20 protein-coding genes are annotated in these 22,175 nt (G+C 71.4%); 11 read left to right on the forward strand and 9 right to left on the reverse strand.

Features of this window, described 5'->3' with window-relative positions; all coding sequences use genetic code 11:
- Positions 1-15: 15 nt before the first annotated feature.
- The 4 genes from AC1QRC_RS14485 to AC1QRC_RS14500 are packed head-to-tail and all read left to right on the forward strand — an operon-like array spanning position 16 to position 3,525.
- Positions 16-894 carry a branched-chain amino acid ABC transporter permease gene (locus AC1QRC_RS14485; protein WP_484203980.1) on the forward strand — a complete coding sequence of 293 codons (879 nt, stop codon included), beginning with the start codon at positions 16-18 and terminating at the stop codon, positions 892-894.
- Positions 891-1,931 carry a branched-chain amino acid ABC transporter permease gene (locus AC1QRC_RS14490; protein ID WP_484203981.1) on the forward strand — a complete coding sequence of 347 codons (1,041 nt, stop codon included), beginning with the start codon at positions 891-893 and terminating at the stop codon, positions 1,929-1,931. The genes AC1QRC_RS14485 and AC1QRC_RS14490 overlap by 4 nt, the downstream gene beginning before the upstream one ends.
- On the forward strand, positions 1,928-2,776 hold the full coding sequence (locus tag AC1QRC_RS14495; protein ID WP_484203982.1) for an ABC transporter ATP-binding protein: 849 nt from the start codon (positions 1,928-1,930) through the stop codon (positions 2,774-2,776). The genes AC1QRC_RS14490 and AC1QRC_RS14495 overlap by 4 nt, the downstream gene beginning before the upstream one ends.
- Positions 2,773-3,525: an ABC transporter ATP-binding protein gene (locus AC1QRC_RS14500; protein ID WP_484203983.1), complete on the forward strand. Its 753-nt coding sequence runs from the start codon at positions 2,773-2,775 to the stop codon at positions 3,523-3,525. The genes AC1QRC_RS14495 and AC1QRC_RS14500 overlap by 4 nt, the downstream gene beginning before the upstream one ends.
- A 48-nt stretch (positions 3,526-3,573) precedes the next feature.
- On the opposite strand, the gene AC1QRC_RS14505 is transcribed toward AC1QRC_RS14500, so the two are convergent.
- Entirely contained in the window at positions 3,574-4,413 is an 840-nt protein-coding gene (locus AC1QRC_RS14505; protein WP_484203984.1) for a PaaX family transcriptional regulator, read from the reverse strand.
- Between the two features lie 88 nt (positions 4,414-4,501).
- Here AC1QRC_RS14505 and AC1QRC_RS14510 point away from each other — a divergent pair, with 88 nt between their 5' ends.
- The 6 genes from AC1QRC_RS14510 (at position 4,502) to AC1QRC_RS14535 (ending at position 11,104) form a co-directional block, all read left to right on the forward strand.
- Positions 4,502-5,914 carry an AMP-binding protein gene (locus tag AC1QRC_RS14510; RefSeq protein WP_484203985.1) on the forward strand — a complete coding sequence of 471 codons (1,413 nt, stop codon included), beginning with the start codon at positions 4,502-4,504 and terminating at the stop codon, positions 5,912-5,914.
- The gene (locus tag AC1QRC_RS14515) at positions 5,811-6,545 is read left to right on the forward strand and encodes an acyl-CoA thioesterase (protein ID WP_484203986.1); all 735 of its coding nucleotides are present in this window, start codon (positions 5,811-5,813) and stop codon (positions 6,543-6,545) included. The genes AC1QRC_RS14510 and AC1QRC_RS14515 overlap by 104 nt, the downstream gene beginning before the upstream one ends.
- A gap of 111 nt (positions 6,546-6,656) precedes the next feature.
- On the forward strand, positions 6,657-7,952 hold the full coding sequence (locus AC1QRC_RS14520) for an FAD-dependent monooxygenase (RefSeq protein WP_484203987.1): 1,296 nt from the start codon (positions 6,657-6,659) through the stop codon (positions 7,950-7,952).
- Positions 7,915-9,048, forward strand: a complete 1,134-nt coding sequence (locus AC1QRC_RS14525) for an oxidoreductase (RefSeq protein ID WP_484206654.1) — start codon at positions 7,915-7,917, stop codon at positions 9,046-9,048. The genes AC1QRC_RS14520 and AC1QRC_RS14525 overlap by 38 nt, the downstream gene beginning before the upstream one ends.
- Entirely contained in the window at positions 9,045-10,277 is a 1,233-nt protein-coding gene (locus AC1QRC_RS14530) for an acyl-CoA dehydrogenase family protein (protein ID WP_484203988.1), read from the forward strand. Before AC1QRC_RS14525 ends, AC1QRC_RS14530 begins: the two co-directional genes overlap by 4 nt.
- The gene (locus tag AC1QRC_RS14535) at positions 10,274-11,104 is read left to right on the forward strand and encodes an enoyl-CoA hydratase family protein (protein WP_484203989.1); all 831 of its coding nucleotides are present in this window, start codon (positions 10,274-10,276) and stop codon (positions 11,102-11,104) included. The genes AC1QRC_RS14530 and AC1QRC_RS14535 overlap by 4 nt, the downstream gene beginning before the upstream one ends.
- Before the next feature lie 23 nt (positions 11,105-11,127).
- Here AC1QRC_RS14535 and AC1QRC_RS14540 read toward each other — a convergent pair whose 3' ends face one another.
- The 8 genes from AC1QRC_RS14540 to AC1QRC_RS14575 all read right to left on the reverse strand — a co-directional run bounded on the left by AC1QRC_RS14540 (position 11,128) and on the right by AC1QRC_RS14575 (position 21,874).
- Positions 11,128-13,839 (reverse strand): HNH endonuclease signature motif containing protein, encoded by a 2,712-nt coding sequence (locus AC1QRC_RS14540; protein WP_484203990.1) that lies wholly within the window; start codon positions 13,837-13,839, stop codon positions 11,128-11,130.
- A gap of 85 nt (positions 13,840-13,924) precedes the next feature.
- Complete coding sequence (locus AC1QRC_RS14545) at positions 13,925-15,685, reverse strand: ABC transporter ATP-binding protein (protein WP_484206655.1); 1,761 nt, start codon at positions 15,683-15,685, stop codon at positions 13,925-13,927.
- A 182-nt stretch (positions 15,686-15,867) separates the two neighbouring features.
- Positions 15,868-17,907 (reverse strand): ABC transporter transmembrane domain-containing protein, encoded by a 2,040-nt coding sequence (locus tag AC1QRC_RS14550; protein WP_484203991.1) that lies wholly within the window; start codon positions 17,905-17,907, stop codon positions 15,868-15,870.
- Between the two features lie 49 nt (positions 17,908-17,956).
- Positions 17,957-19,291, reverse strand: a complete 1,335-nt coding sequence (locus AC1QRC_RS14555) for a cytochrome P450 (RefSeq protein WP_484203992.1) — start codon at positions 19,289-19,291, stop codon at positions 17,957-17,959.
- Between the two features lie 12 nt (positions 19,292-19,303).
- The gene (locus tag AC1QRC_RS14560) at positions 19,304-20,059 is read right to left on the reverse strand and encodes an alpha/beta fold hydrolase (RefSeq protein ID WP_484203993.1); all 756 of its coding nucleotides are present in this window, start codon (positions 20,057-20,059) and stop codon (positions 19,304-19,306) included.
- 53 nt (positions 20,060-20,112) lie between these two features.
- Complete coding sequence (locus AC1QRC_RS14565; protein WP_484206656.1) at positions 20,113-20,343, reverse strand: DUF3046 domain-containing protein; 231 nt, start codon at positions 20,341-20,343, stop codon at positions 20,113-20,115.
- A 51-nt stretch (positions 20,344-20,394) separates the two neighbouring features.
- A complete protein-coding gene (locus AC1QRC_RS14570; protein WP_484203994.1) occupies positions 20,395-20,919 on the reverse strand; it encodes a hypothetical protein in 525 nt (174 codons plus the stop codon).
- Positions 20,920-20,953: 34 nt separating this feature from the next.
- Complete coding sequence (locus tag AC1QRC_RS14575) at positions 20,954-21,874, reverse strand: AEC family transporter (protein ID WP_484203995.1); 921 nt, start codon at positions 21,872-21,874, stop codon at positions 20,954-20,956.
- Between the two features lie 73 nt (positions 21,875-21,947).
- Here AC1QRC_RS14575 and AC1QRC_RS14580 point away from each other — a divergent pair, with 73 nt between their 5' ends.
- Complete coding sequence (locus AC1QRC_RS14580; RefSeq protein WP_484203996.1) at positions 21,948-22,166, forward strand: hypothetical protein; 219 nt, start codon at positions 21,948-21,950, stop codon at positions 22,164-22,166.
- Positions 22,167-22,175 lie beyond the last annotated feature (9 nt).

The following is a 22,175-nucleotide window of genomic DNA, read 5'->3' on the forward strand; positions in this document are numbered from 1 at the left end:
GAGGACCCTGACCCCGTGCTGAGCTGGTTCGACGCCAACGTCATCAGCATGGTGGACGGCGTGGCCTACGGGCTGTTGCTGTTCACCCTGGCCGTCGGCCTGTCCCTCGTCTTCGGGATGATGGACGTGCTCAACCTGGCCCACGGCACGCTCTACCTGCTGGGCGCCTACACGGCATACACCCTGTCCGACGGCACCCTGCTGGGCCTGCTCCTGGCCGTCCTCGCCGGCATCGTGGTGGGGGTGCTCGGCGGGTTCGTCCTCGCCGGGCTGAGCCAGCCGCTGGCCGCGCGCGGCCACCTGGACCAGGCGGTGCTCACCCTGGGCGTCTCATTCATCGTCGCCGAGTTGCTGTTCGCCGCGTTCGGGTCCCAGGTCCTGCCGACCCGGCCGCCGGACGCGCTGGCCGGGACCCTGACGCTGCTGGGCCACTCCTACCCGCTCTACCGACTGGTCTTCATCGGGATCGCCGGTCTGCTCGCCGTGCTCTGCTACGTGGTGTTCGAACGCAGCTCGCTCGGCGCCCTGGTGCGGGCCACGGTGGCCGACCGCGACATGGTGCGGGCGATGGGCGTCGACACCCGCAAGGTCCTCTTCGGGGTGTTCGGCTTCGGAGCGGCGCTCGCCGCGGTGGGCGGGGTGCTCGGGGCGCCGATCATCGCCCCCGGCCCGGGCGTGGACGAGAACGTCCTCGTCCTCTCGCTCGTCGTCGTCGTGATCGGGGGCCTCGGCTCGGTGCGCGGCGCCCTGATCGGGGCCCTGGTCATCGGTCAGGTGCAGACCCTCGGCGTGGCGGTCATGCCGACCTACTCGGCCTTCCTGCTGTTCGGGGCGATGCTCGTCGTCCTCGTCTGGAAGCCCGAGGGCCTGGGCCGCAAGGCGGTGGCACAGTGAACGCCGCCGCCTCGACCCCGCGGGTGCTCACCGGCGAGCGCACCCGCCTGATCCCGTATGCCGTGGGGCTGGCCGTGCTCGTCGTGCTCCTCGCCCTCCCGTGGTACCTCAGCGCCTACACGATCTCCACGGTGTCCCGGATCCTGGTCTTCGGGTTGCTGGCGATGAGCGTGAACCTGCTCACCGGCATCACCGGTCTGCCCACGCTGGGGCAGGCCGCCTACTTCGGGGTCGGCGCCTACACGGGAGCGATTGTCTCGACCCAGCTGACCGCGGTGGGGCCGGTCCAACTGCTGCTGTGCGCGCTGGCCGGTGCGGTCGCCGCGGCGGTCACCGGCCCGGTCGCGGTGCGTGCCCGGGGTGTGCCGTTCCTGATGATCACCCTGGCCATCGGCGAGATCGCCTACAGCGCCGCCGGCCGGATGGACGGCATCACCAACGGCACCGACGGGTTTCGTGGCATCCCACCGGTCGTCCCGCTGCCGGGTCTGGAGCCCCTGACGAACGACGGCCTCGTCTACTACTACGTGCTGGGCTGCTTCCTGGTCCTCTACGGCCTCGTGGCCCTGCTGCTGCGCTCCCCGTTCGGTCTCGCGCTGCGCGGGCTGCGGGACAACGAGGCGCGGCTGCGGGCGGTCGGCTACCCCACCCGCCGGTATGCCCTGGCCGCCTACATCATCGCCGGCACCCTCGCAGGGGCCGCCGGGTCGCTCTGGACCTCGGTGCAGCGCTTCGTCTCCCCCGGCGACATGGGCTTCGGCGTGGCGGCCCTGGCCCTGCTCGCGGTCATCATCGGCGGAGTCGGCTCCATGTGGGGCGCGGTGCTCGGCGCGGGTCTGTGTATCTGGGTGCGCGACTACCTGGGCGGCATGGTCGCCGGCCACGGCGAGCTGCTCCTGGGCATCCTGTTCGTGCTCGCCGTCTACGCCCTGCCGCGCGGGGTCGCAGGCTTCCAGCTGCCCCGCCGGGGTGGCCCGACCGAGGGTGCCGAGGGCGCCGAACCCGCCGGCATCGCACCGAAGGCAACGGACGCATGAACGCCACCCACATCCCGGCACTGGAGCTCGAGGGAGTCTCCCAGCACTTCGGCCACCTCAAGGCGGTCGACGAGGTGAGCCTCCAGGTCTCCCCGGGCAGCCGCCACGCGATCATCGGACCCAACGGCGCCGGAAAGTCGACGCTGTTCGCGCTCATCGCCGGCACGCGGCGGGCCACCGCGGGGCGGGTGGTCCTCGCCGGCCGCGACGTGACCGGGCTGCGGGAGCACGAGCGTGTGCGGGAGGGACTGGTGCGCACCTTCCAGCACTCCTCGCTGTTCCTGCGGGGCACCGTGCTGGAGAACATCGTGCTCGCCGCGCAGCGGCGGGCCGGCACGTCCTGGGGCATGTTCCGACCCGTCTCCCGCCGCCCCGAGCTGCTCGAGGAGGCGCACGGCCTGCTGCGCCAGGTGGGGTTGGATGACCGGCACCGCGCCACGGCGGGCTCCCTGTCGCACGGGGAGCGGCGCCAGTTGGAGGTCGCCGTCGCGCTGGCCTGTCACCCCAGCGTGGTGATGCTCGACGAGCCCGCGGCTGGCATGTCACCGGCCGAGACCCACCGGCTGACCGAGCTGATCCTCGGGCTCCCCGACACCGTCACGGTGCTGCTGGTCGAGCACGACCTCGACCTCGTCTTCGGACTGGCCGACCGGGTCAGCGTGCTGCACCTGGGCAGGCACCTGATGACCGGCGACCCGGCCGAGGTCCGGGCGAGCGACGCCGTGCAGGAGGCCTACCTGGGCAATGCCGACACCGACGAGCTGTTCCCCGAGGACCTGCAGAGCGACCTGACGAGCGGCCAGCAGGCCGACCAGCCCACCGAAGGACCCGGCGGTGACCGATGAGTGAACGAGCATTCCTGGAGGTAGCCGGGCTGCGGTCCGGCTACGCCGGCTCGACCGTGCTGCACGGGGTGGACCTGGCGGTGCCGGCCGGTCAGGTGGTGGCCCTGCTCGGCCGCAACGGGGTCGGCAAGTCCACCCTCATCAGCACCATCATGGGCCTGGTCAAGCCGTATGCCGGGTCGGTCCACCTCGACGGGGTGGACGTCGCGGGCGACCGGGTGGATGCCATCGCCCGGGCGGGGGTCGGGTTGGTCCCTCAGGGGCGGCGGATGTTTGCCCCGCTCACCGTGGCCGAGCACCTGCGCCTCGCCGAGGACCAGGGGCGCCGGATCACGGCGCGGCGCCCTGCGGGGACTGCCGCGGCCGAGCGGCCGTGGACCCGCGACCGGATCCTGGAGCTGCTCCCCCGGCTCGGGGAGCGGCTGCGCAACCGGGGCGACCAGCTCTCCGGCGGCGAGCAGCAGATGTTGGCGATCGCGCGGGCCCTGCTCACCAATCCCCGCATGCTGCTGCTCGACGAACCCTCCGACGGGCTCGCCCCCTCCGTGGTGCGCCAGGTCGGCGAGGTCGTCCAGGACCTGCTCTCGGAGGGTCTGTCGATCCTGCTGGTCGAGCAGGACCTGCACCTGGCGTTCTCGGTGGCCGACCGGGTGGCCGTCATGGACAAGGGCCGCATCGTGCTGGACACCACGGTGACGGACTTCCGCTCCGACGGTGCCCGGGCCCGCGCCCTGCTCGGCGTCGGCTAGCAATCCCGCTACGAAAGTGCGGGTACGCGCTGCAATCTCGCTACGAAACTAGGTGAGGGAGGCGACGAACCGCTGTGCCGGCTCCTGGAGGCGGGCATGCAGGCGCAGGAACGTCTCGGCGGCCCGCGCCCCCGTCCAGTCCTCAGGCAGCAGCTCGGGCGCCAGGCCGGGGTCCAGGAACGGCAGGCGCCGCCAGGTCGTGACGAGCGGCACGTGGTCGGCGAACGCCTGGCCCTCGTCGTCGGGGCCCTGGGTCGACTCCCACCGGGCCAGGACCGGGGCGAAGGTGTCGTTGAACTCCCGGTAGAGCACGTCCAGCCCGTCCAGGTCCCACCAGGTCGCGGCCTCCCCCGCGATGTCGCGGAACCCCAGGTAGTCGGCATGGAACAGGTCGACGTACTCCGCCAGGTCCAGTCGTTCCAGCACCGCCTGGGTCTCCTCGGCGAGGTGCCCCGGCGCGATCCACACCCCCGGCCCGACGGTCCCGTAGCCCAGCCAGGCCAACCGCGAGCGCAGCGTGTGCCGCTTCTGCCGCTCGGATTCCGGCACGCTGAAGACCGCCATCACCCACCCGTCGCCCAACGTGGCCCGGGTCCGGCCGAAGATCCGCCGGTCCCCCTCGTCGAGCACCTCCCGGGCGAGCGCGGACAGGGCATAGCCGGCGACGTTCTCCCGGCGCTGCGCCTCCAGCAGGCCCCGGCGCTTGAGCCGGGAGATCGAGGAGCGGACGGCCGGTTCGTCGACCCCCAGCTGGCCCATCATCCGGATCAGCGAGCTGACCGACAGCCACCCGCCGGCGTCCCGGGCGAACAGCCCGTAGATCGTGACGATGTGGGCCCGGGGGCGGACCGACGTGGGCGCACCACCGTCGTCGATGAGGTCCGACACGGGCCGCTCCTATCGCGAACTCTTGACTGTCGTAATGAGGGAAGCATACTAGGAGGAGTCCCGGTCACCGACCCGAAGAGGCCACGCGATGCAGTTGTCCCGCTCCGCTCACGTCGACACCTTCTGCCGGGACAACCTCCCACCGCAAGAGCAGTGGCCGGAATTCCTCTTCGAGATCCCGGGCGTGCAGTACCCCGAGCGCCTCAACTGCGGGGTCGAGCTGTTGGACAAGGTGATCGAGGAGCACGGCGGCGACCGCACCTGCCTCCTCACCCCGGAGGGCGAGCGCTGGACCTACCAGGAGCTGCTCGACTCGGCGAACCGGATCGCCAACCACCTGGTCGACGACCTCGGCATCGTCCCGGGCAACCGCGTCATGCTGCGCGGTCCCAACAACCCCTGGCTCGTGGCGTGCTGGTTCGCGGTGCTGCGGGCCGGCGCCGTGGTCATCCCCACGATGCCGCTGCTGCGCCCACGCGAGCTCCAGGTGATGGGCGAGATCGGCCGGTTCGACCTGGCGCTGTGCGACCACCGCTTCGTGGACGACCTCCGGTCCGCCGGCATCCCGGGCCTGCGGATCGTGGAGTATGCCGGGGAGGGCGAGGCGGATCTGGCCGCCCGGGTGGCGGACCAGTCTGCGTCGTTCCAGCCCGTGGACACGGCGGCCGACGATGTGTGCACCCTCGCCTTCACCTCGGGGACCACGGGGCGACCCAAGGCCACGATGCACTTCCATCGGGACATCCTGGCCAACGCCGACACCTTCTCCGCCGAGGTGCTCAAGCCGGTCGCCGAGGACGTGTTCACCGGCACCCCGCCGCTCGCCTTCACCTTCGGCCTCGGCGGCCTGGTCGTCTTCCCCATGCGGGTCGGCGCCGCCAGCCTGCTCATCGAGAAGACCACGCCCGCCGGCCTCGCGGACCTGATCCAGGAGCACGGGGTCACGGTCTGCTTCACCGCCCCGACGGCATACCGGGCCATGCTGGCCTCGGACAAGGCGCCTGCCCTGCGCGGCCTGCGCCGCGCGGTCTCTGCCGGCGAGCACCTGCCCGCCAGCACCTGGGAGGCGTTCCGGGCGCAGACCGGCCTATCCATCATCGACGGGATCGGGTCGACCGAGATGCTGCACATCTTCATCTCCGCGGCCGACGCCGACATCCGGCCGGGAGCCACCGGGCAGGCCCGTCCCCGGCTATCGCGCGATGATCCTGGACCCGCTGGGGCAACCCGCACCCGACGGCACCCCCGGCCGGCTCGCCGTGAAGGGACCGACCGGGTGCCGCTACCTGGCCGACGACCGGCAGGGCGTCTACGTCCAGGACGGCTGGAACGTCACCGGCGACACCTTCGTGCGCGATGCGGACGGCTACTTCTGGTACCAGGCCCGCAGCGACGACATGATCATCTCCTCGGGCTACAACATCGCCGCACCCGAGGTCGAGGAGGCCCTGATGGGTCACCCGTCGGTGCTCGAGGTCGCGGTCGTCGGAATGCCGGATGAGAGCCGGGGCTCGGTCGTGACGGCGTACGTGGTGCTGACCGAGGACGCCGCCGCGGCGGCAGCTCGGGACCCCGACGCCCTGCGCACGGAGCTGCAGGACCACGCGAAGCAGCAGATTGCCCCCTACAAGTACCCCCGTCGGGTGGAGTTCGTCGACCGAGCTCCCCCGGACCTCCACGGGCAAGGTGCAGCGCTACCGGCTGCGGCAACCCGACAGCCCGCGTCGATGACACGGGCCCCCTCGGTCCGCATCGGGCGCCCGGTCGACTGGATCGACACGGACGCGGCAGGCCACTACCACCACTCCAGCCTGATCCGCTGGGTCGAGGCCGCCGAGGCCGAGTTGCTGGACCAACTCGGCGTCCCCGACCTGGTGCCGACCGTGCCGCGGGTGCGCTACGAGGTCGACTACCTGGACCGGCTCTACTTCCGGGACCGGGTCACCGTCAACCTGTGGGTCGACCGGGTCGGCGGCAGCTCGCTGCGGTACGGCTTCGAGGTGACCCGTGACGGACACGGCCCGGCCGCACGTGGCGCGATGACCTGCGTCAACGTCGATCCCGCCACGGGCTCGGCCAGTCCGTGGCCCGCAGACCTCGCCCGCGCCCTCCGCGGAGACCCGCCGCCCTGACGCCTCACGTGCGTCGCCGCACCACGGCATACATGTCGCCCTGTTGACGGTCGTCGCAACCTCGCCATACTCTGAGACCGACCCCGAGCCCCCTGGAGGAAACCCGTGCGGATGGCAGTCATCGGTGGTGGGCCCGGCGGCCTGTACTTCGCCGCGCTGGCCAAGCAGCTCGACCCGACCCATGAGATCACGGTGTGGGAGCGCAACGCCGACGACGATACCTTCGGCTTCGGCGTCGTCTTCTCCGACGAGACGCTGGGTGGGATCGAGCTGGCGGACCCCGAGATCTACCGTCAGATGGAGCGCGAGTTCGCCCGGTGGGACGACATCGACGTGCACTACCGGGACCACGTCTTCACCTCGGGGGGCAACGGATTCGCCGCCATGAGCCGCAAGCGCCTACTGCAGATCCTGCAGGCCCGGTGCCGCGAACTCGGGGTGACCCTGCACTTCCGCACCGAGGCACCCGAGGTCGCCGAGCTCGCGGCGACGCACGACCTGGTGCTGGCCGCGGATGGCTTGAACTCCGCGGTCCGCCGCCGGTTCGCCGACACCTTCCGCCCCACGATGGATGAGCGCGCCTGCAAGTACATGTGGCTGGGCACCGACAAGGTCTTCGACGCCTTCAAGTTCTTCGTCCGCGAGACGCCGTTCGGCGTGATGCAGATCCACGGGTACCCCTTCGACGCCCACGGCAGCACCTTCATCGTGGAGATGCACGAGGACGTATGGCGAGCGGCCGGGTTCGACGTTTCGGCGGACCGGGACTGGGCCCCCGGGGAGTCCGACGAGCCGGCGATCGAGCGGGTCAGGGAGCTCTTCGCCGACGTGCTCGAGGGCCACGAGGTGATGGCCAACAACTCGCGCTGGATCGGGTTCACCACGATCCGCAACGAGACCTGGCGCCACGACAACGTCGTGATCCTGGGCGACGCCGCGCACACCGCCCACTTCTCCATCGGCTCGGGCACCAAGCTCGCCATGGAGGACTCCCTCGCCCTGGCCGCCTGCCTGCACGAGCACCCCGACCTGGACAGCGCGCTGGCCGCCTACGAGGAGGAGCGCAAGCCGGTCGTGGAGTCGACGCAGCGCGCGGCCCAGGCCAGCCTGGAGTGGTTTGAGAACCTGGGGCAGTACACCCACCAGGCCCCGGAGCAGTTCGCATTCAACATCATGACCCGCAGCCGGCGGGTGACCCATGACAACCTGCGGGTCCGCGACCCGGAGTTCGTCGGCCGAGGTCGAGGACTGGTTCACCGAGCGGGTCTCCGCCGACCTCGGGGTGCCCGTGGAGCGCGGCACCCCGCCGATGTTCACCCCCTACCGACTGGGCCCGTTGGAGCTGGTCAACCGGGTCGTCGTCTCGGCGATGGACATGTATGTGGCGACGGACGGCATACCCGATGACTTCCACCTCTCCCACCTCGGCGGCAAGGCGATGGGCGGGGCGGGCCTGGTGATGACCGAGATGGTCTGCGTCTCCCCCAACGGGCGGATCACGCCGGGGTGCACCGGCCTGTGGAACGAGGAGCAGGTGGCGGCCTGGCGCCGGGTCACCGACTTCGTGCACGCCCAGTCCCCCGCCCGGATCGGTGCCCAGCTGGGCCACTCCGGCCGCAAGGGCTCCACCAAGCTGATGTGGGAGGGCATTGACGAGCCGCTGCCCGAGGGGAACTGGCCCGTCGTGGCACCCTCCCCGCTGCCCTACCGCGAGGGGGTGAACCAGGTGCCGGCCGAGCTCACCGTCGCGCAGATGGCCGAGATCCGTGAGGAGTTCGTGACCGCGGCGCGGCACGCCGACGAGGCCGGCTTCGACCTGGTGGAGCTGCACTGCGCGCACGGCTACCTGCTGTCCAGCTTCATCTCCCCGGTGACCAACCACCGCTCCGACGAGTACGGCGGCGACCTGGCCGCGCGGCTGCGCTACCCGCTCGAGGTGTTCGCCGCGGTCCGCGAGGTCTGGCCGGAGTCCAAGCCGATGACCGTGCGGATCTCGGCCACCGACTGGGTCGAGGGGGGAATCGACACCGAGGACGCCGTACAGATCGCGCAGGCCTTCGCCGACGCGGGCGCCGCTGCCGTCGACGTCTCGTCCGGCCAGGTCACCCCCGAGGAGCGCCCGGCCTTCGGGCGGTCCTACCAGACGCCGTTCTCCGACGCGATCCGCAACCGCACGGGGATCCCGACCATCGCGGTCGGAGTCATCTCCTCCTGGGACGACGTGAACTCGTTGGTCCTCGCGGGTCGGGCCGACCTCTGCGCGCTCGGCCGGGTGCACCTCTATGACCCGAACTGGACGCTGCACGCGGCGGCCGAGCAGGACTATGCGGGGCCGGGCGTCACCTGGCCGCTGCCCTGGCAGGCGGGTCGGCGCCGTCCGCAGACCGGGCGCACCGACGGCCCCAAGCCGCGTCTGGACCTGGTCCGGGAGGGGACACCCACGACCCGGCACGACCGTTGGCGACCGCATGCCAGTGACGCCACGGCGGAGGCGGCGCGATGACCCGCTCGGCGCGGGAGACCGCGACGCTCAGCGAGGACGAGGTCCGGTTCGTCGAGGAGGTCGACGCGGTCGCGGCCCGGTTGGTGGCCGAGCGCGCCGATGCCGCGGCCGGGGCGGTGGACCCGCCCGCCGAGGGACGGGTGGACCGTGCCCTCGTCGCCGGCCTGGGGCGGGCCGGGCTGCTGCGCAAACTGTTCGGCGGCGAGGCCGAGGCCGTTCCCTCCGGTGCCGTTCCCTCCGGTGCCATTCCCTCCGACGCCGCTGCCCTGCAGCTGTGCCTGCTCCGCGAGTCCCTGGCGCGGGTAGACACCGCCGCCGAGACCGCTCTGGCGCTGCAAGGGCTGGGCAGCTACCCGATCCTGCAGTCCGCATCACCGGAGCAGGTGGAACGCTGGATCCCCGGGGTGGTCTCCGGCGACGTCGTCGCCGCCTTCGCGCTGTCCGAGCCTGGCGCAGGCTCCGACGCCGCGGCCCTCTTCCTGGAGGCACGACCCGATGGGGACGGGTGGACCCTGCACGGCACGAAGACGTGGATCTCCAACGCGCCCGACGCCGACGTCTACACGGTCTTCGCCCGCACGGGTCCCGACACCGGCGCCAAGGGGGTCACGGCATACGTGGTCGACGGTGCCGCCGCGGGACTGTCCGGCGAGCCGCTCGACATGCTCTCCCCCCACGCGATCGGGCGGCTCGACTTCGATGGGGTGCGGGTTGGCCCCGGCGACGTGCTCGGTGAGGTGGGCGGCGGGTTTGCCGTCGCGATGCGGACGCTGGACCTGTTCCGGCCGAGCGTGGGCGCGTTCGCGGTCGGTATGTCGCATGCGGCTCTGGACCAGGCGCTCACCTGGGCGACCGGTCGGCAGATCTATGGCGCCACGCTCAGTGACCAACAGTCCGTCCAGCACGTGCTGGCCGAGATGGCGACGCGCACCGACGCGGCCCGGCTGCTGGTCCACCGGGCCGCGCGGGCCTACGACGACGGCCTGCCCCCGCGGGAGGTATCGGCGATGGCCGCCATGGCCAAACTCTTCGCGACCGAGAACGCCCAATGGGTCGTGGACCAGGCGGTCCAACTGCACGGTGCCCGGGCCCTCCAGCGGGGCCATCTGCTCGAGCACCTCTACCGCGATGTCCGCGCGCCCCGGATCTACGAGGGCGCCTCCGAGGTCCAACGTACGATCATCGCCCGTCACCTCATCAAGAACCACGACCGAGGGAGCACATCGTGACCACGAGGTACCGGTCTTCGGCAGCCCTGACCGAGCAGTGGGACAACTTCGACTTCTCGGTGGCCGATGGCGTGGCGACCGTCACCCTGAACCGGCCGGAGAAGCTGAACCCGCTCACCTTCGAGAGCTACGCCGACCTGCGCGACCTGCTCCACGAGATCCCGCACCGGGAAGACATCAAGGTGCTGGTGCTGCGCGGTGAGGGCAAGGCGTTCTGCGCCGGGGGCGACGTCAACGAGATCATCGGCGAGCTGATCCAGATGGATCCCAAGGACCTGATCGGCTTCACCAGGATGACCGGCGAGGTGATCCGCGCGATGCGGGAGTGTCCTGTGCCGATCATCGCCGCCATCCAGGGCATCGCCGCGGGCGCCGGGTCGGTCCTGGCCCTCGCGTCCGACTTCCGCGTCGTGACCGAGACGGGACGGTTCGCCTTCCTGTTCACCAAGGTGGGCCTGTCGGGTGGCGACATGGGCGCGGCCTACCTGCTCCCCCGTGCGGTTGGCTACGGCCGGGCCACCGAGCTGTTGATGCTCGGCGACACTATCGATGCGCAGACTGCCGACCGCTACGGGCTAGTGAGCAAGCTGGTCTCCAACGAGGATCTCGATGCGGAGGTGGGGGCGCTCGCGCAGCGGCTGGCGACCGGGCCGACGCTGGCCTACGCCCAGACCAAGTCCCTCATCACGCGGGAGCTCGACATGCCGATCGGCTCTGCCATGGAGCTCGACGCCATGACCCAGGCCCTGCTGATGACCTCCGCCGACCACGCGGAGTTCCACGCGGCGTTCAACGAGGGGCGCAAACCGGACTGGCAGGGTCGCTGACGCTGGTGCCCTTGCGGGCGGGATCAGAACGGCGGCTCTTCGACGTCCGGGGTCACGACCTCCCCGGACGACACACCGGGCTCGTCGTGGACGACGCCGAGGATGTCCTCGGGGGTGGGCTGGTCCGGCGCGGGGCCGCGGCGCCGCTGCCCCCGCCGGCTGTGGTGCCGCAGACGGATCGGCGCTTGCCGGTGCAGCCACGCTCCGCCGATCTCTCGGTCCTCCGGGTCGGGACTGTCATCAAGGTCGGCCAGGCGCCCACTCCGGTCCCGGTGCGCCAGAGCCGCATAGATCAGCCGATCCTGCAGGTCGGCGTCCCCCGCGACGGCCTGCTCCCACCGCTCCTCCGCCTCACGGTCAGGACCTGATGGGCCTCCTCCAGTTGCGGTCGAGGGGTGGGTCTGCGGCCCTGGCTGAGCCTCCGCGTGAGTCCCTGGCCTGGTCTGCGTCCAGGGATGGGTCAGGGTCCGGTAGTCGAAGGCTCGCGTGACGTAGCACCGCCCGAACAGCGTCGTCCACGTCATTCGCCGTGTCGCATCCAGCGCGCTCTGCCAGACACCCCACGTCTTGAGCTGGTGGTGCGGCTTGTGCTTGGCACTGCCGTTCGCGACGCTCGTCTCCCCACCCTCGGAGTGGGCCACTTCGTGGTCGAACTCGCAGTCCTTCGCGGGGACGTTGCATCCCGGAGCCCGGCAGCGCCGGTCCGCGGCGACCACGTGGGCCCACATGTCCGGGTCGGGGCGGTACGCGGTCTTGGACCGCTCGATCAACCGCCCGTCCAACGGGTCGGTGACCAGCCGGTGCAGCACGCCACCGGAGGCGACGGCTAGGGCCCTGACATGCTCCGCGGACAGGTACCCGTGGCCAGGGATCATCCCGACGCCGACCGAGTCGGCGTTGAGCAGGACGTCGAGCGGGACGATCACCTCGAGGTTCACCCGCGGCTTCCCCTCGAGCACTCGCACCAGATCCTCATCGAGCCCGCCGACGAGTCCGTCGCCTGGAGGCGCCCCAGGCGACTCACCCTCATTGCTGTCGTCGTCACTCGCTGCGCATCCGCCCGAGTCGGTGCATCCGGGGCCGGTGCCTGCATCCTCGCCAGCGATGTCCTCAGCAGCGGGAGTCTCGTCGGCGGCGTCTTCACCTGCTGCTTCGTCACCTGCGACGTCCGTACCTGTGGCTCCCTTAGCGGAGTCGGCGGCCGCGTCCGGCTGGCTGTCGAGGTCCTGCTCGGGCGCTACCTCCAAGGACTTCCCATCTCCGGCGGCGGGGTCGGTCGTGCCGTGGACCAACAGCGCCAGGGCAAGGTCGGCCCGCAGCTGCGACAGGGTACGGGGGTCGCCCGCAGCCCGCAGGGCCCGGGCCGCACGGTCGATACGGTCCATCGCCGCAACGATCGAGCTGGTCCGACCGGTGATCGTCAGGCAACCCGTCCCGTCGTCGTCGACCTCGGCCCATGCACCTCGGCGGGCTACGGCGGCCTGCCGTCGCTGCCGAGCCTCCTTGGGGTCCTCACCGAGCAGCGCTGCGACCAGGCGGGCCAGCGTGTCCTTGGTCTCACCGAACCCGGCCCTCGCCATATCGTCGGGATCGACCGTGCCACGGCGTGCGGAGCGAGCACGGTCGCTGTCCGGCCCGAAAGTGCGTGCCGCAACCTGGGCAGCCACTTCGACCGGCATCTCGCGACAGCTCGACCACCATGCCCGGACCTGGTTCCACTGGACTTCCCCGGCAGCCCATGCCTTCCACGGCACGGTGGTGGCCAGGCGCGGCCCCAGGGCGAAGCCCACGCGGTCGTGACAGTCCTGGATGCCCCACCCCGTGGCGATCTGCAACTCGTGCGCGACGATGGACTTCGTCTTGGCGCGCCACCTCTGGCGTTTGGTCATGGAGAGCTCTTCGGGGCTGCTGTGCGAGTCGCGAGCAAGCAACTCCTCGCCAGTCGCGGCAGCGACGTCGGCGACAACGCCGCCGAGCATCGCATCAGCCCACCGCTGGACGACGACGAGCGCCTCGACGGCATCCACGAGTTCGTCGTCCGTGGCCCGGCTGACTGCCGGCTCGGCGGAGGCCGCGTGGGCACCCGCGGTGTTGGAGGTCTCCGCGGTGTCGTGGAACTCCGCGGATTCGTCGTCACCCATGGCCGGCGCCCTTGGGGCGCTAGGCCGACCCCCTGCGGGGCACTCCGCCGCAGCTCCGCCGGCCAGCACCGGCACCAGCGCCACGAGGTGCTCCACCACGTGCTCGGGGAAGCGGCAGTCGGTGAGTGCCTCGACCAGACGGTCGACGGCGTCATCCGCCTCCATCGGCGCGGGCGCCTCCATCGGCGCGGGAGCCGCTCCGGGACTGACGTCGCCCCGGTCCACCGCCTGCTCGCTGCTGGCGGGCGGGCTCTCGTCGAGGAGCACCAGCACTGCCCGGGCGGCAGCATGCGCGACGGCCACGTGCTGTTCGTCAGGCGGCGACCAGGCCCGCACTCCGCGATTCAGCGCCTCGAACCGTTGGGCGGCCGACTGCACCGCGGACAGCGACAAGGGCTCGGCGGGGGCCGGCCTGACCGACGCCAGGTGCTCGGCCCCCGCCGCCACATCCAGGACGGTTCCATCGGGATCGGTGAGAGTCGACCAGTCCCAGCCGGGCCGGTAGCCCCCACGCCGGTACCCCCACTGGCTCTCGTCCTGGACGACAGTCACCTCGCACACCCCCTCTCGGCATACTCCGACCCTCCCCTCCACCTGCTGGGACGATCGATCAACTCGATACACCCACTATAGAACACACGTCTGACATACACCAGTGCTATCCACACCCGCGCACAAGCTAGGACGTCCAGGCGCGCCAGAGCGCGGCATACTCCCCATCGGCGGCGATCAACTCGTCGTGGCTCCCGAGCTCGGCCACCCGACCATCGATCACGACGGCAATGCGGTCGGCGTCGTGGGCCGTGTGCAGCCGGTGCGCAATCGCCACGACAGTCCGGCCCGTCAGCAGCGCGCTCATCGAACCCTCAAGATGCCGCGCCGTCCGCGGGTCGATCAGAGACGTCGCCTCGTCCAGGACGAGCGTGTGCGGGTCCGCCAGGATCAACCGCGCCAGGGCGATCTGCTGGGCCTGCGCGGGGGTGAGCGCCAGGTTGCCGGAGCCCAGTTCGGTGTCCAGGCCTTCGGGGAGCGCCGAGACCCAGTCCCACGCATCGACCGTCCGCAGGGCACGTGCCACGGCCTCATCGGGCGATCCGTCCCGGGCCAGCACCACGTTGTCCCGGACGCTGCCGCGGAATACGTGGTGCTCCTGGGTGACCAGAGCCACCTCGGCGCGCAGCGCCTGGAGCGGCAGCTTCGTCAGCTCGACCCCGCCGACCTGCACCGACCCGGTGCGCGGCGCGTGGATGCCGCCGAGGAGTCGGCCCAACGTCGACTTCCCGGATCCGGAGGGCCCGACGATCGCCAGCCGCTCCCCGGACCGGAGTTCCAGGTCGATGCCGTGCAGCACGTCATGGTCCTCGCGGTAGGCATAGCGCAGGTCCCGACCGCGCAGGTCGCGCCCGGCGGGCAGCGCCTCCCCCGGCGTCCGGTCGGCCGGGACCTCGGCGATGCCCAGCAGACGCGTGGTGGAGGCCACACCGACCTGGAGCTCGTCGATGGTGCCCACCAGCCGGTCGAACGGTGCGTAGAACTGCTCGACGTAGAGCATCGCGGCGGTGATCTGCCCCAGCGACAGCCACCCCTGGCTGTAGCCCCAGGCACCCAGCACGAGGGTGACGACCCGGGGCAGGCTGAAGGCCGTGTCCATCACGCCGAAGAGCAGGTTCCGCAGGGCCAGTCCATAGCGCTCGGCCTGCGAGGAGACCTCGATGTCGTCGGCGGCGGCCTGCCGGCGGACCGGCTCCAGACCCAGCGCCTCCACGGTGCGGGCACCCTCGACGGTCTCGGTCAGCGTGGTGTTGATCCGCGAGTACGTCGCACCCTCGGTGAGGTAGCCGGCCGGCGCCTCCCGCAGGTAGCGCCGGATCTGGATGACCGACAAGGACACCAGCATCAGCACCGGCAGGGTCAGGAACCAGCTGTTCACAAACATGGCGACCAGCGTCAACAGGACGGTGACCGTGCCGATGATGAACTCCGGCAACGCGAAACGCACGCTCCGGCTCATCGCGCCGACGTCGCGGGTCACCCGGGTCACCAGGTCGCCCGTGCTGGCGCTCTCCACCCGCCCCAGCGGCAGGCGCAGCACCGCGCGGATCACGTGTTCGCGAGCCTCCGCGAGCACCCCCTGGCCGAGCACCGCACCGCTCCAGCGGGCAAGGAACATCATCGCCGCCTGGGTGAGCAGCACGGCGGTGACCAGCACCACGAGCCAGTTGGCGGTGTCCATGAGGTCGGCGCCGCCCTCGGCGGTGGCGTCCACCAGCCTGCCGAGCAGCATCGGCACGAGGAGTCCGGCGACGGCGGTGAGCGCGTTGGCCAGGACGACCAGGGCGACCAGGAGCCCGCGTCGGCGAAGCAGCCCTCCGAGGTAGCCCAGGACCGTGCCCCGCCGGGCCACCGGGAGGCCGCGCTCGGGGTCGAACGCCTGGGCCATGTGTGCCTGGGCACGCTCCCGCCGTATGCCGTGCCGTTGCCAGAGCGCGCGGTTCCGCTCCCGTAGTCCGGCACCAACCGGCGGGCGCAGCGCGTCGGGGATGGCCGGCTCGCGGTCACCGCCCTCCAGCCAGGTGTCGGCCGAGTCCCGCAGACCGGTCTGCCCGGGCTCCGTCGAAGTGCTCACGAGTGCCTCCTCTCCACCATGTCTGCCAGTTCGATGCCGGGCTTCTCCCGGCCGTCCCTCTCCTCGTCCGCCGGGGTGTCACCCGGGTCCTCCGGATGGGAGCGTGCCGACTGCTCGGCCCCGGCGGGGACCCACGGCTCGGCCTCGCCACCGCGCAGCACCACACGCCGGTATGCCGTGCTCCGGCGGACCAACTCCGCGTGCGTCCCGACCTCGGTCGCCACGCCGTCCTCCAGCAGGACCACCTCGTCGGCGTGATGCAGCAGCAACGGCGAGGCGGTCATCACGACGGTCGTCCGCCCGGACCGGGCGTCGGGCAGCCGCTCGGCGATCATCGCCTCGGTGTGGGCGTCCACGGCCGAGGTCGGCTCGACGAGGACCAGGATGGTGGCGTCGGTCGCCAGCGCGCGGGCGAGCACCAGACGCTGCCGCTGCCCCCCGGACAGCCCCCTCCCACGCTCCTCAAGCACTCCCTGCCACCCACCGGGCAGCACGTCGTAGACGTCCTCGGCGGCGGCCGCGTGCAGGGCCCGCTCCGCGTCCTGCCGGGCCAGCCTGCCGTGCGGGTCGATCGCCTGTTGCAGGGTGCCGGCGAAGACCTGCGCGCCGGTGTCGCTGACCATGATGGTGCGGCGCACCTCGCCGATCGGCACCTCGGCCAGGTCGACACCGCCGAGGCTGACGCCCCAGCGCTGGCGGGCCGTGGCCAGGTCGCGTTCCTGCACGTCCCGTCGCTGCTGCTCAGCCCGGGCCATCGCCCGGCGGGACACCCGGCCCCCACCGATCTCCTCGCCGCCATCCAGCGGCACCGGGTCGGTGTCGCCGGGCAGGTACCGGCCCAGCCGGTCGGCGAGCGCGGCGCTGTCGTCGGGCCGGCCGCTGACCACCATGGTCAGCCTTCCGGGACGGACCCGGAGCCCTGACACCTCGTCATACAGCTCGGCCTCGGGAGTGCGCGGCAGCGCACCCTCCCGCCCGTCAGCACCCTGAGCACCCTCCCGGCCCGAGTGGCTCTCCGGCCAGGGAGCGGGCTGACCGAGCACACCGACCGCCTTGCGCGCCGAGACGCGGGTGCGGGTGTACTTCTGCGCGAACTCGAAGAACGTGCGGATGGGCTGCACCAGGAACAGCGCGTAGCCCAGGAAGGTCACCAGCTCACCCACCCTCAGGTCGCCGGCCTGCACCTGCCGCACGCCGAGCCACATCAGCGACACGACGAACAGGCCGGACAGCAGCACCCCGACGGCCTCGACGACCGCCGTCCACGCGCCGGCCTGCACCCCGGCGACGCGGACCCGCTGGGAGGACGCGGCATACCCGTCCCCGAAGATCCGCTCGCCGCCGATGCCGCGCAGGATCCGGAGCCCGCCGACGATGTCGGTCGCCCGCGAGGTGAGCGTCGAGTCGCGGGAGCGCTCCCGCATCTGGGCGTTGCTCAGCGGCCGCAGCAGCGGGGCGCTGACCAGCACCAGCAGCGGGGCGACGAGGAGCACGACCAGACCCAGCTCAAGGTTGATCTGCAGCACGATGGCCGCCACCAGCAGGTAGGCGACGAGGTTGGCGGCCGCCCGGGAGAAGATCTCCAGGAACCCGCCGAACTGGTCGCCGTCGCTGCCGGAGACGCTGAGCACCTCACCCGTGGGGCTGCGCCGGGTCAGCACGTGCCCGAGTTGGACCGCCTTGTTCCCGACCAGACGGGTGGTGCCGTAGCCGGCGATCAACCAGGACCGCACGATCACGGTGTGCGACACGACACCGGCCCCGGCCCCCAGCAGGGTGACCGCCAGTAGCGCCAGGGCGTACACGGCGACCGTGCCCGGGCTGCCCGCGAGGATGCCGTCGTCGATGACCCGACCGAAGATCCAGGGCGTCAGCGCGGTGGGCAGCACCCAGAACAGCATTGTCACCGAGGCGGCCAGCACCAGGTCGCCCTGCTGCCGGATCAGCCACCACAGGAAGCGGTTGGGGGATCGCGTGTCAGGACGCTGGCGGGACGCCTCGGTGTAGGCCGAGATGTCGGGTGGGAAATCGTGCATAGCCTCACCAGGTTAGACGGCGCCACCGACGCCGATAAACCGGTTTTGGCTACCTCCAGCGCAGCGGCAGACGCTTGATCCCCCGCTGGAACGAGGAGCGCAGGAGCGCCGGCTCCCCGGCGGGCTCCAGCCACGTAGTGCGGGCCAGCAACTGGCCGAACATCGTGCGCATCTGCACCCGCGCCAGGTGGGCGCCCAGGCAGAAGTGCGGCCCGTGGCCGAAGACCAGGTGGTCCCGCGCCGCGCGCGTCACGTCGAAGTGCTCCGGGTCCTCGAATACCCGCGGGTCACGGTTGGCGGACAGGAAGCTCACCACGACCTTGTCGCCGGCCGCGACCGGCTGCTCCCCCACCGACGCGTCCCGGGTCGCCGTGCGCCGGAACACCATGACCGGGGTCCACCAGCGCAGCATCTCCTCGACGGCAGCCGGTATGCGGTCCGGTTCCGCCCGCAGGAGCCGTTGGGTGTCCGGGTGGGTCAGCAGGGCGTGCATGCCGCCGGGCAGGCCGTTGCGCAGGGTCTCGTTGCCCGCGACGGCGAACAGCCAGAACGTGTTCTCGAACTCCTCGACGCTGATCGCGTCGGCCTGGCCGAGCATGATCGACATGACGTCCTCACCCGGATCCTCCCGCTTCCGCTCCCCCAGCAGGTGCGCGTACCGGTAGAGGTCGGGCATCCCCTCCCGGGACCGTGGGTCGGGCATCCGGCCGTCGGCGTCGGGCTCGGGCCGCAGCGCGATCGCCTCGCGCGCCAGGTCGGTGCCCGTCGCAGGGTCGAATGCGGCACTCGTGGCGTAGTCGGGGTCCTGGAAGCCGATCACCCGGTTGGACCAGTCGAAGAGCAACATCCGGTCCTGCGGCGGCACCCCCAGGACGTCGGCCAGGGTGAGCAGCGGCAGGTCGGCGGCGATGTCCTTGGCAAAGTCCAGCACCTGCCCCGGCTCGGTCAGCGCCCGGTCCAGGATCGCGCTCACGTGCCCGGCGATCTGCTCCTCGAGCCGCGTGACGGCCCGGGCGCTGAACGATCGCTGGAGCGGGCGCCGCAGCCGGGTGTGCTCCGGCGGGTCCTGGTTGAGCATCATCCGCTGCACGTACGCCAGGTCGCCCGGGGTGGCAGGGTCGCGCACCTGGGTGGCGCCCGCGTGGGAGGAGAACGTCGCCGGGTCCTTGAGCACCGACTGCACGTCCGTATGCCGCAGCACCAGCCAGTAGCCCGGCCCACCGGCGAACCCGGGGCCGGGCGGCTCGGCCACCCACACGACACCAGGGTCCGCCTCCCGCAACCGGGACAGCACCTGCAGCGGCGCCCCCTCGACATACGTCTGGGGGTCGTGCACGACCGCGGTCCCCTCCGCGGGGACCCGGTCGGCGGCGGGCAGCCTCACGTGCCGGTCAGGTCACTTCTCGGCCAGGAACGACTCGATCGCGGTCGCCAGCGCGACCGGGACCTCGTGCATGGCGTAGTGGCCGCAGGCAGGCAGCTCAACCAGTTCGACGCCGGAGTACTGCTGCTGCCACGTCTGCCGCATCGCCTCGGCCGACAGCGCGGGGTCGTGCTCCCCGACGATGACCGCGATCGGTGTGGAGGGGCTGCCGATGCCGTCGGTGTAGTCGTCGTTCACCCAGGACTGGACGGCGCCGGCGAAGGCCGCGACGTCGGAGGTGCTGGTGGAGAAGTCGCGCATCGAGTCGAGCCAGGCCCCGGAGTTGCGGTTGCCGGTGGTGAAGTCGATGATCGCGCGGCGCTTCTCCGGGTCGTCCGGCGCACCGAAGAACAGGCCCTGGCCGTCCTCGTCCAAGGGCATGGCGGCGGGCGAGACGGGGCTGATGCCGACCAGGGCGCGCACCCGGTCGCCGGCCTGCTGGAGTAGGGACGCCGCGGCCTTGCCGCCCATGGAGTGGCCGACCACGGAGAAGGCCTGCAGGCCCAGCTCGTCGGCGGCCGCGAGGGCGTCCGAGGCGTACTCGGCCATGGTGAACTCCCCGGTCTCCCCCTGTCGCGCACCATAACCGCGCATCTCGGGGAAGTAGTAGGTGTAGGTGGCGCCGTCGACCACCTCGGGCAGGTAGCCCCACCCGTCGGCCGACCCGAACCATCCGTGCAGGCAGAGCACCGCGTGCTCCCCCGTGCCGACCCGCTTGACCTCACCCATGCTGGCGTCCTCCTCGTCGAGACTGTGTGGCCAGTATGCAGTGTGCTCGCCGATCAGGCGCGGCTGCGCCCCTTCTTCCGGTCGGCCAGGAACCGCCGGTCCTCGGGGATCTGGAGGTCGTCGCACAGCGCGGTCCAGACGGTGCGCACGGGGACGCCGTCGTCGATGGCCGCTACGACCGTGCGGTCCCCGAGCGCGTGCAGGGCGTGCCCGGACGCGAGGGTCCGGGCGTAGGCGGGGCCGAACTCCTGGTCCATCAACTGCCAGAACTCGCTCACCCGCATAGCCACCTGCCGCCCTTCATAGGGCAACGGTACGCGTCGCTCGGCCGAGGCTCAGCCACATGGCGTCGATGCTCCGGGCATGACCGTCAGTGCGACGGCTGTCAGCAGGGTTCCCTCCCGTCCGCCCGCCGTCACGTAACTGAGTTCCGCCCCAGGAGCGGTCCCCTCGGCGCTCAGCGCCTCGGCCTCGAGTTGGAGGCCGAGCACCAGGTGACGGGTTTCCCCCGGTCCCATCGCTCCGTCGGCCCACTGACCGGACACTGGTTCCCAGCCCAGCGCGGCTCCCGTCGTCTCGGTGCCCGCGGCCTCCAGAGTCCACCTGCCGACCGAGAGACCCTGCGGATCGACGAGCCTGACATCAGTCACGGTCACCTCCTCGCCACCGGTGTTCGTGACGAAGTCCGCGCCCACGGTGGCCCGCCCCTCCGCATCCGCCGGAGTGCAGACTGCGGCCTCCTCCCCCTCGGGGAGCGCGAGGACCTCGGAGGTGGAAGGTGCGCACCCGGCGAGGACGACGACGGCACCCACCGCCGACAATCGGCGCAGCGCCCAGTGCGTCCTGATGCGTGGCTTCACGTCCACCTCCCCGGGTCGCCAACCGGGCAAGGCGTCAGCCCAGTAGCCAGACGGTACCCAACATCGCGGGCATCGCCAGCACGGTCGTCAGGAAGACGCCGTCGCGCGCGATCCCGACGGCGCGACCGTAGGTGATGGCCAGGACGAAGACGTTCTGGGCGGTCGGCAGCGCGGCGATGACCGTGGCCGCCATCAACTCGGTGTGGTTCAGCCCCAGCAGATAGTGGCCGACGAGCGCGGTGAACAACGGCATCAGAGCCAGTTTGGACGCCACGACCAGGGCCAGCTCGGGCCCGGTCCCTCCCGCGCCCGGGCGGGGTGAGAGCCGCAGCGAGATGCCGAAAGCCAACAGCATGCTCGGGATCGCGATGCCCGAGATCAGCTCGATCGGGTCCAGCACAAAGCCGGGCAGCCGGATGTCGGCCAGGCCGACCACCAGGCCCAGCACCGATCCCACGGTGAGCGGATTGGCCAACGGGCGGATCAGCATACGGACGAGGGACTCGCGGGAACCCCCGGAGAGGTCCAGCGCCGCCAACCAGAACGGCTGCAGCACCAGGAGTTGGAAGAGCAGGATCGGTGCGGCGAGCGAGGCGTCGCCGAGGACGTAGGCGGCGATCGGTAGGCCGAGATTGTTGGCGTTGACGTAGGAGACGGTCATCCCGCCCATGAACAGGTGCGCCGCCCCGCGCCGCCAGATCAGCCGCGCGAGCAGGATGTAGACGGCGCTGGCCAGGACCACTCCCGACACCGTCGCGGCCAGGTATCCCGAGAAGATCACGTGAGTTTCCGCCCGCGACACCACGAGGAAGAGCAGGGCGGGCGAGCCGATCCAGAAGGTGAGCTTGGCCAGCATCCGCTGCTCGGCCTCGCCGAAGAGGCCCGTGTGCGCGACGAACCAGCCGATGGCGACGACGACGCCGATCAGCCCGAACCCCTGCACGACCGCACCCACGGGGTGCAGTATGGCCGCCCCGAGGTGAGAGGATGGCAGCGGGCCCGAACGAGACGACTCCACGGAGGTACCGGTGAGCAGCAGGAAAGTGCGCGGATACGACGATCTCGCCTGGTGGCAGAAGGCGCTGGTGAAGGCCAAGATCTGGCAGCCGGCCCACCGCACCCTGCACCACGAGCTGCGGGACATGGAGCGCCCCACGCCGCAGCCGGTGACCGGTGCCCACGGCAACCAGGTCGTGCAGCCCCACACCCGGCGGCTGGTGCCGCAGCGGGGGGACGAGCAGGGCTGAGTGCCGAGG

It is taken from the genome of Ornithinicoccus sp. (assembly GCF_057176825.1).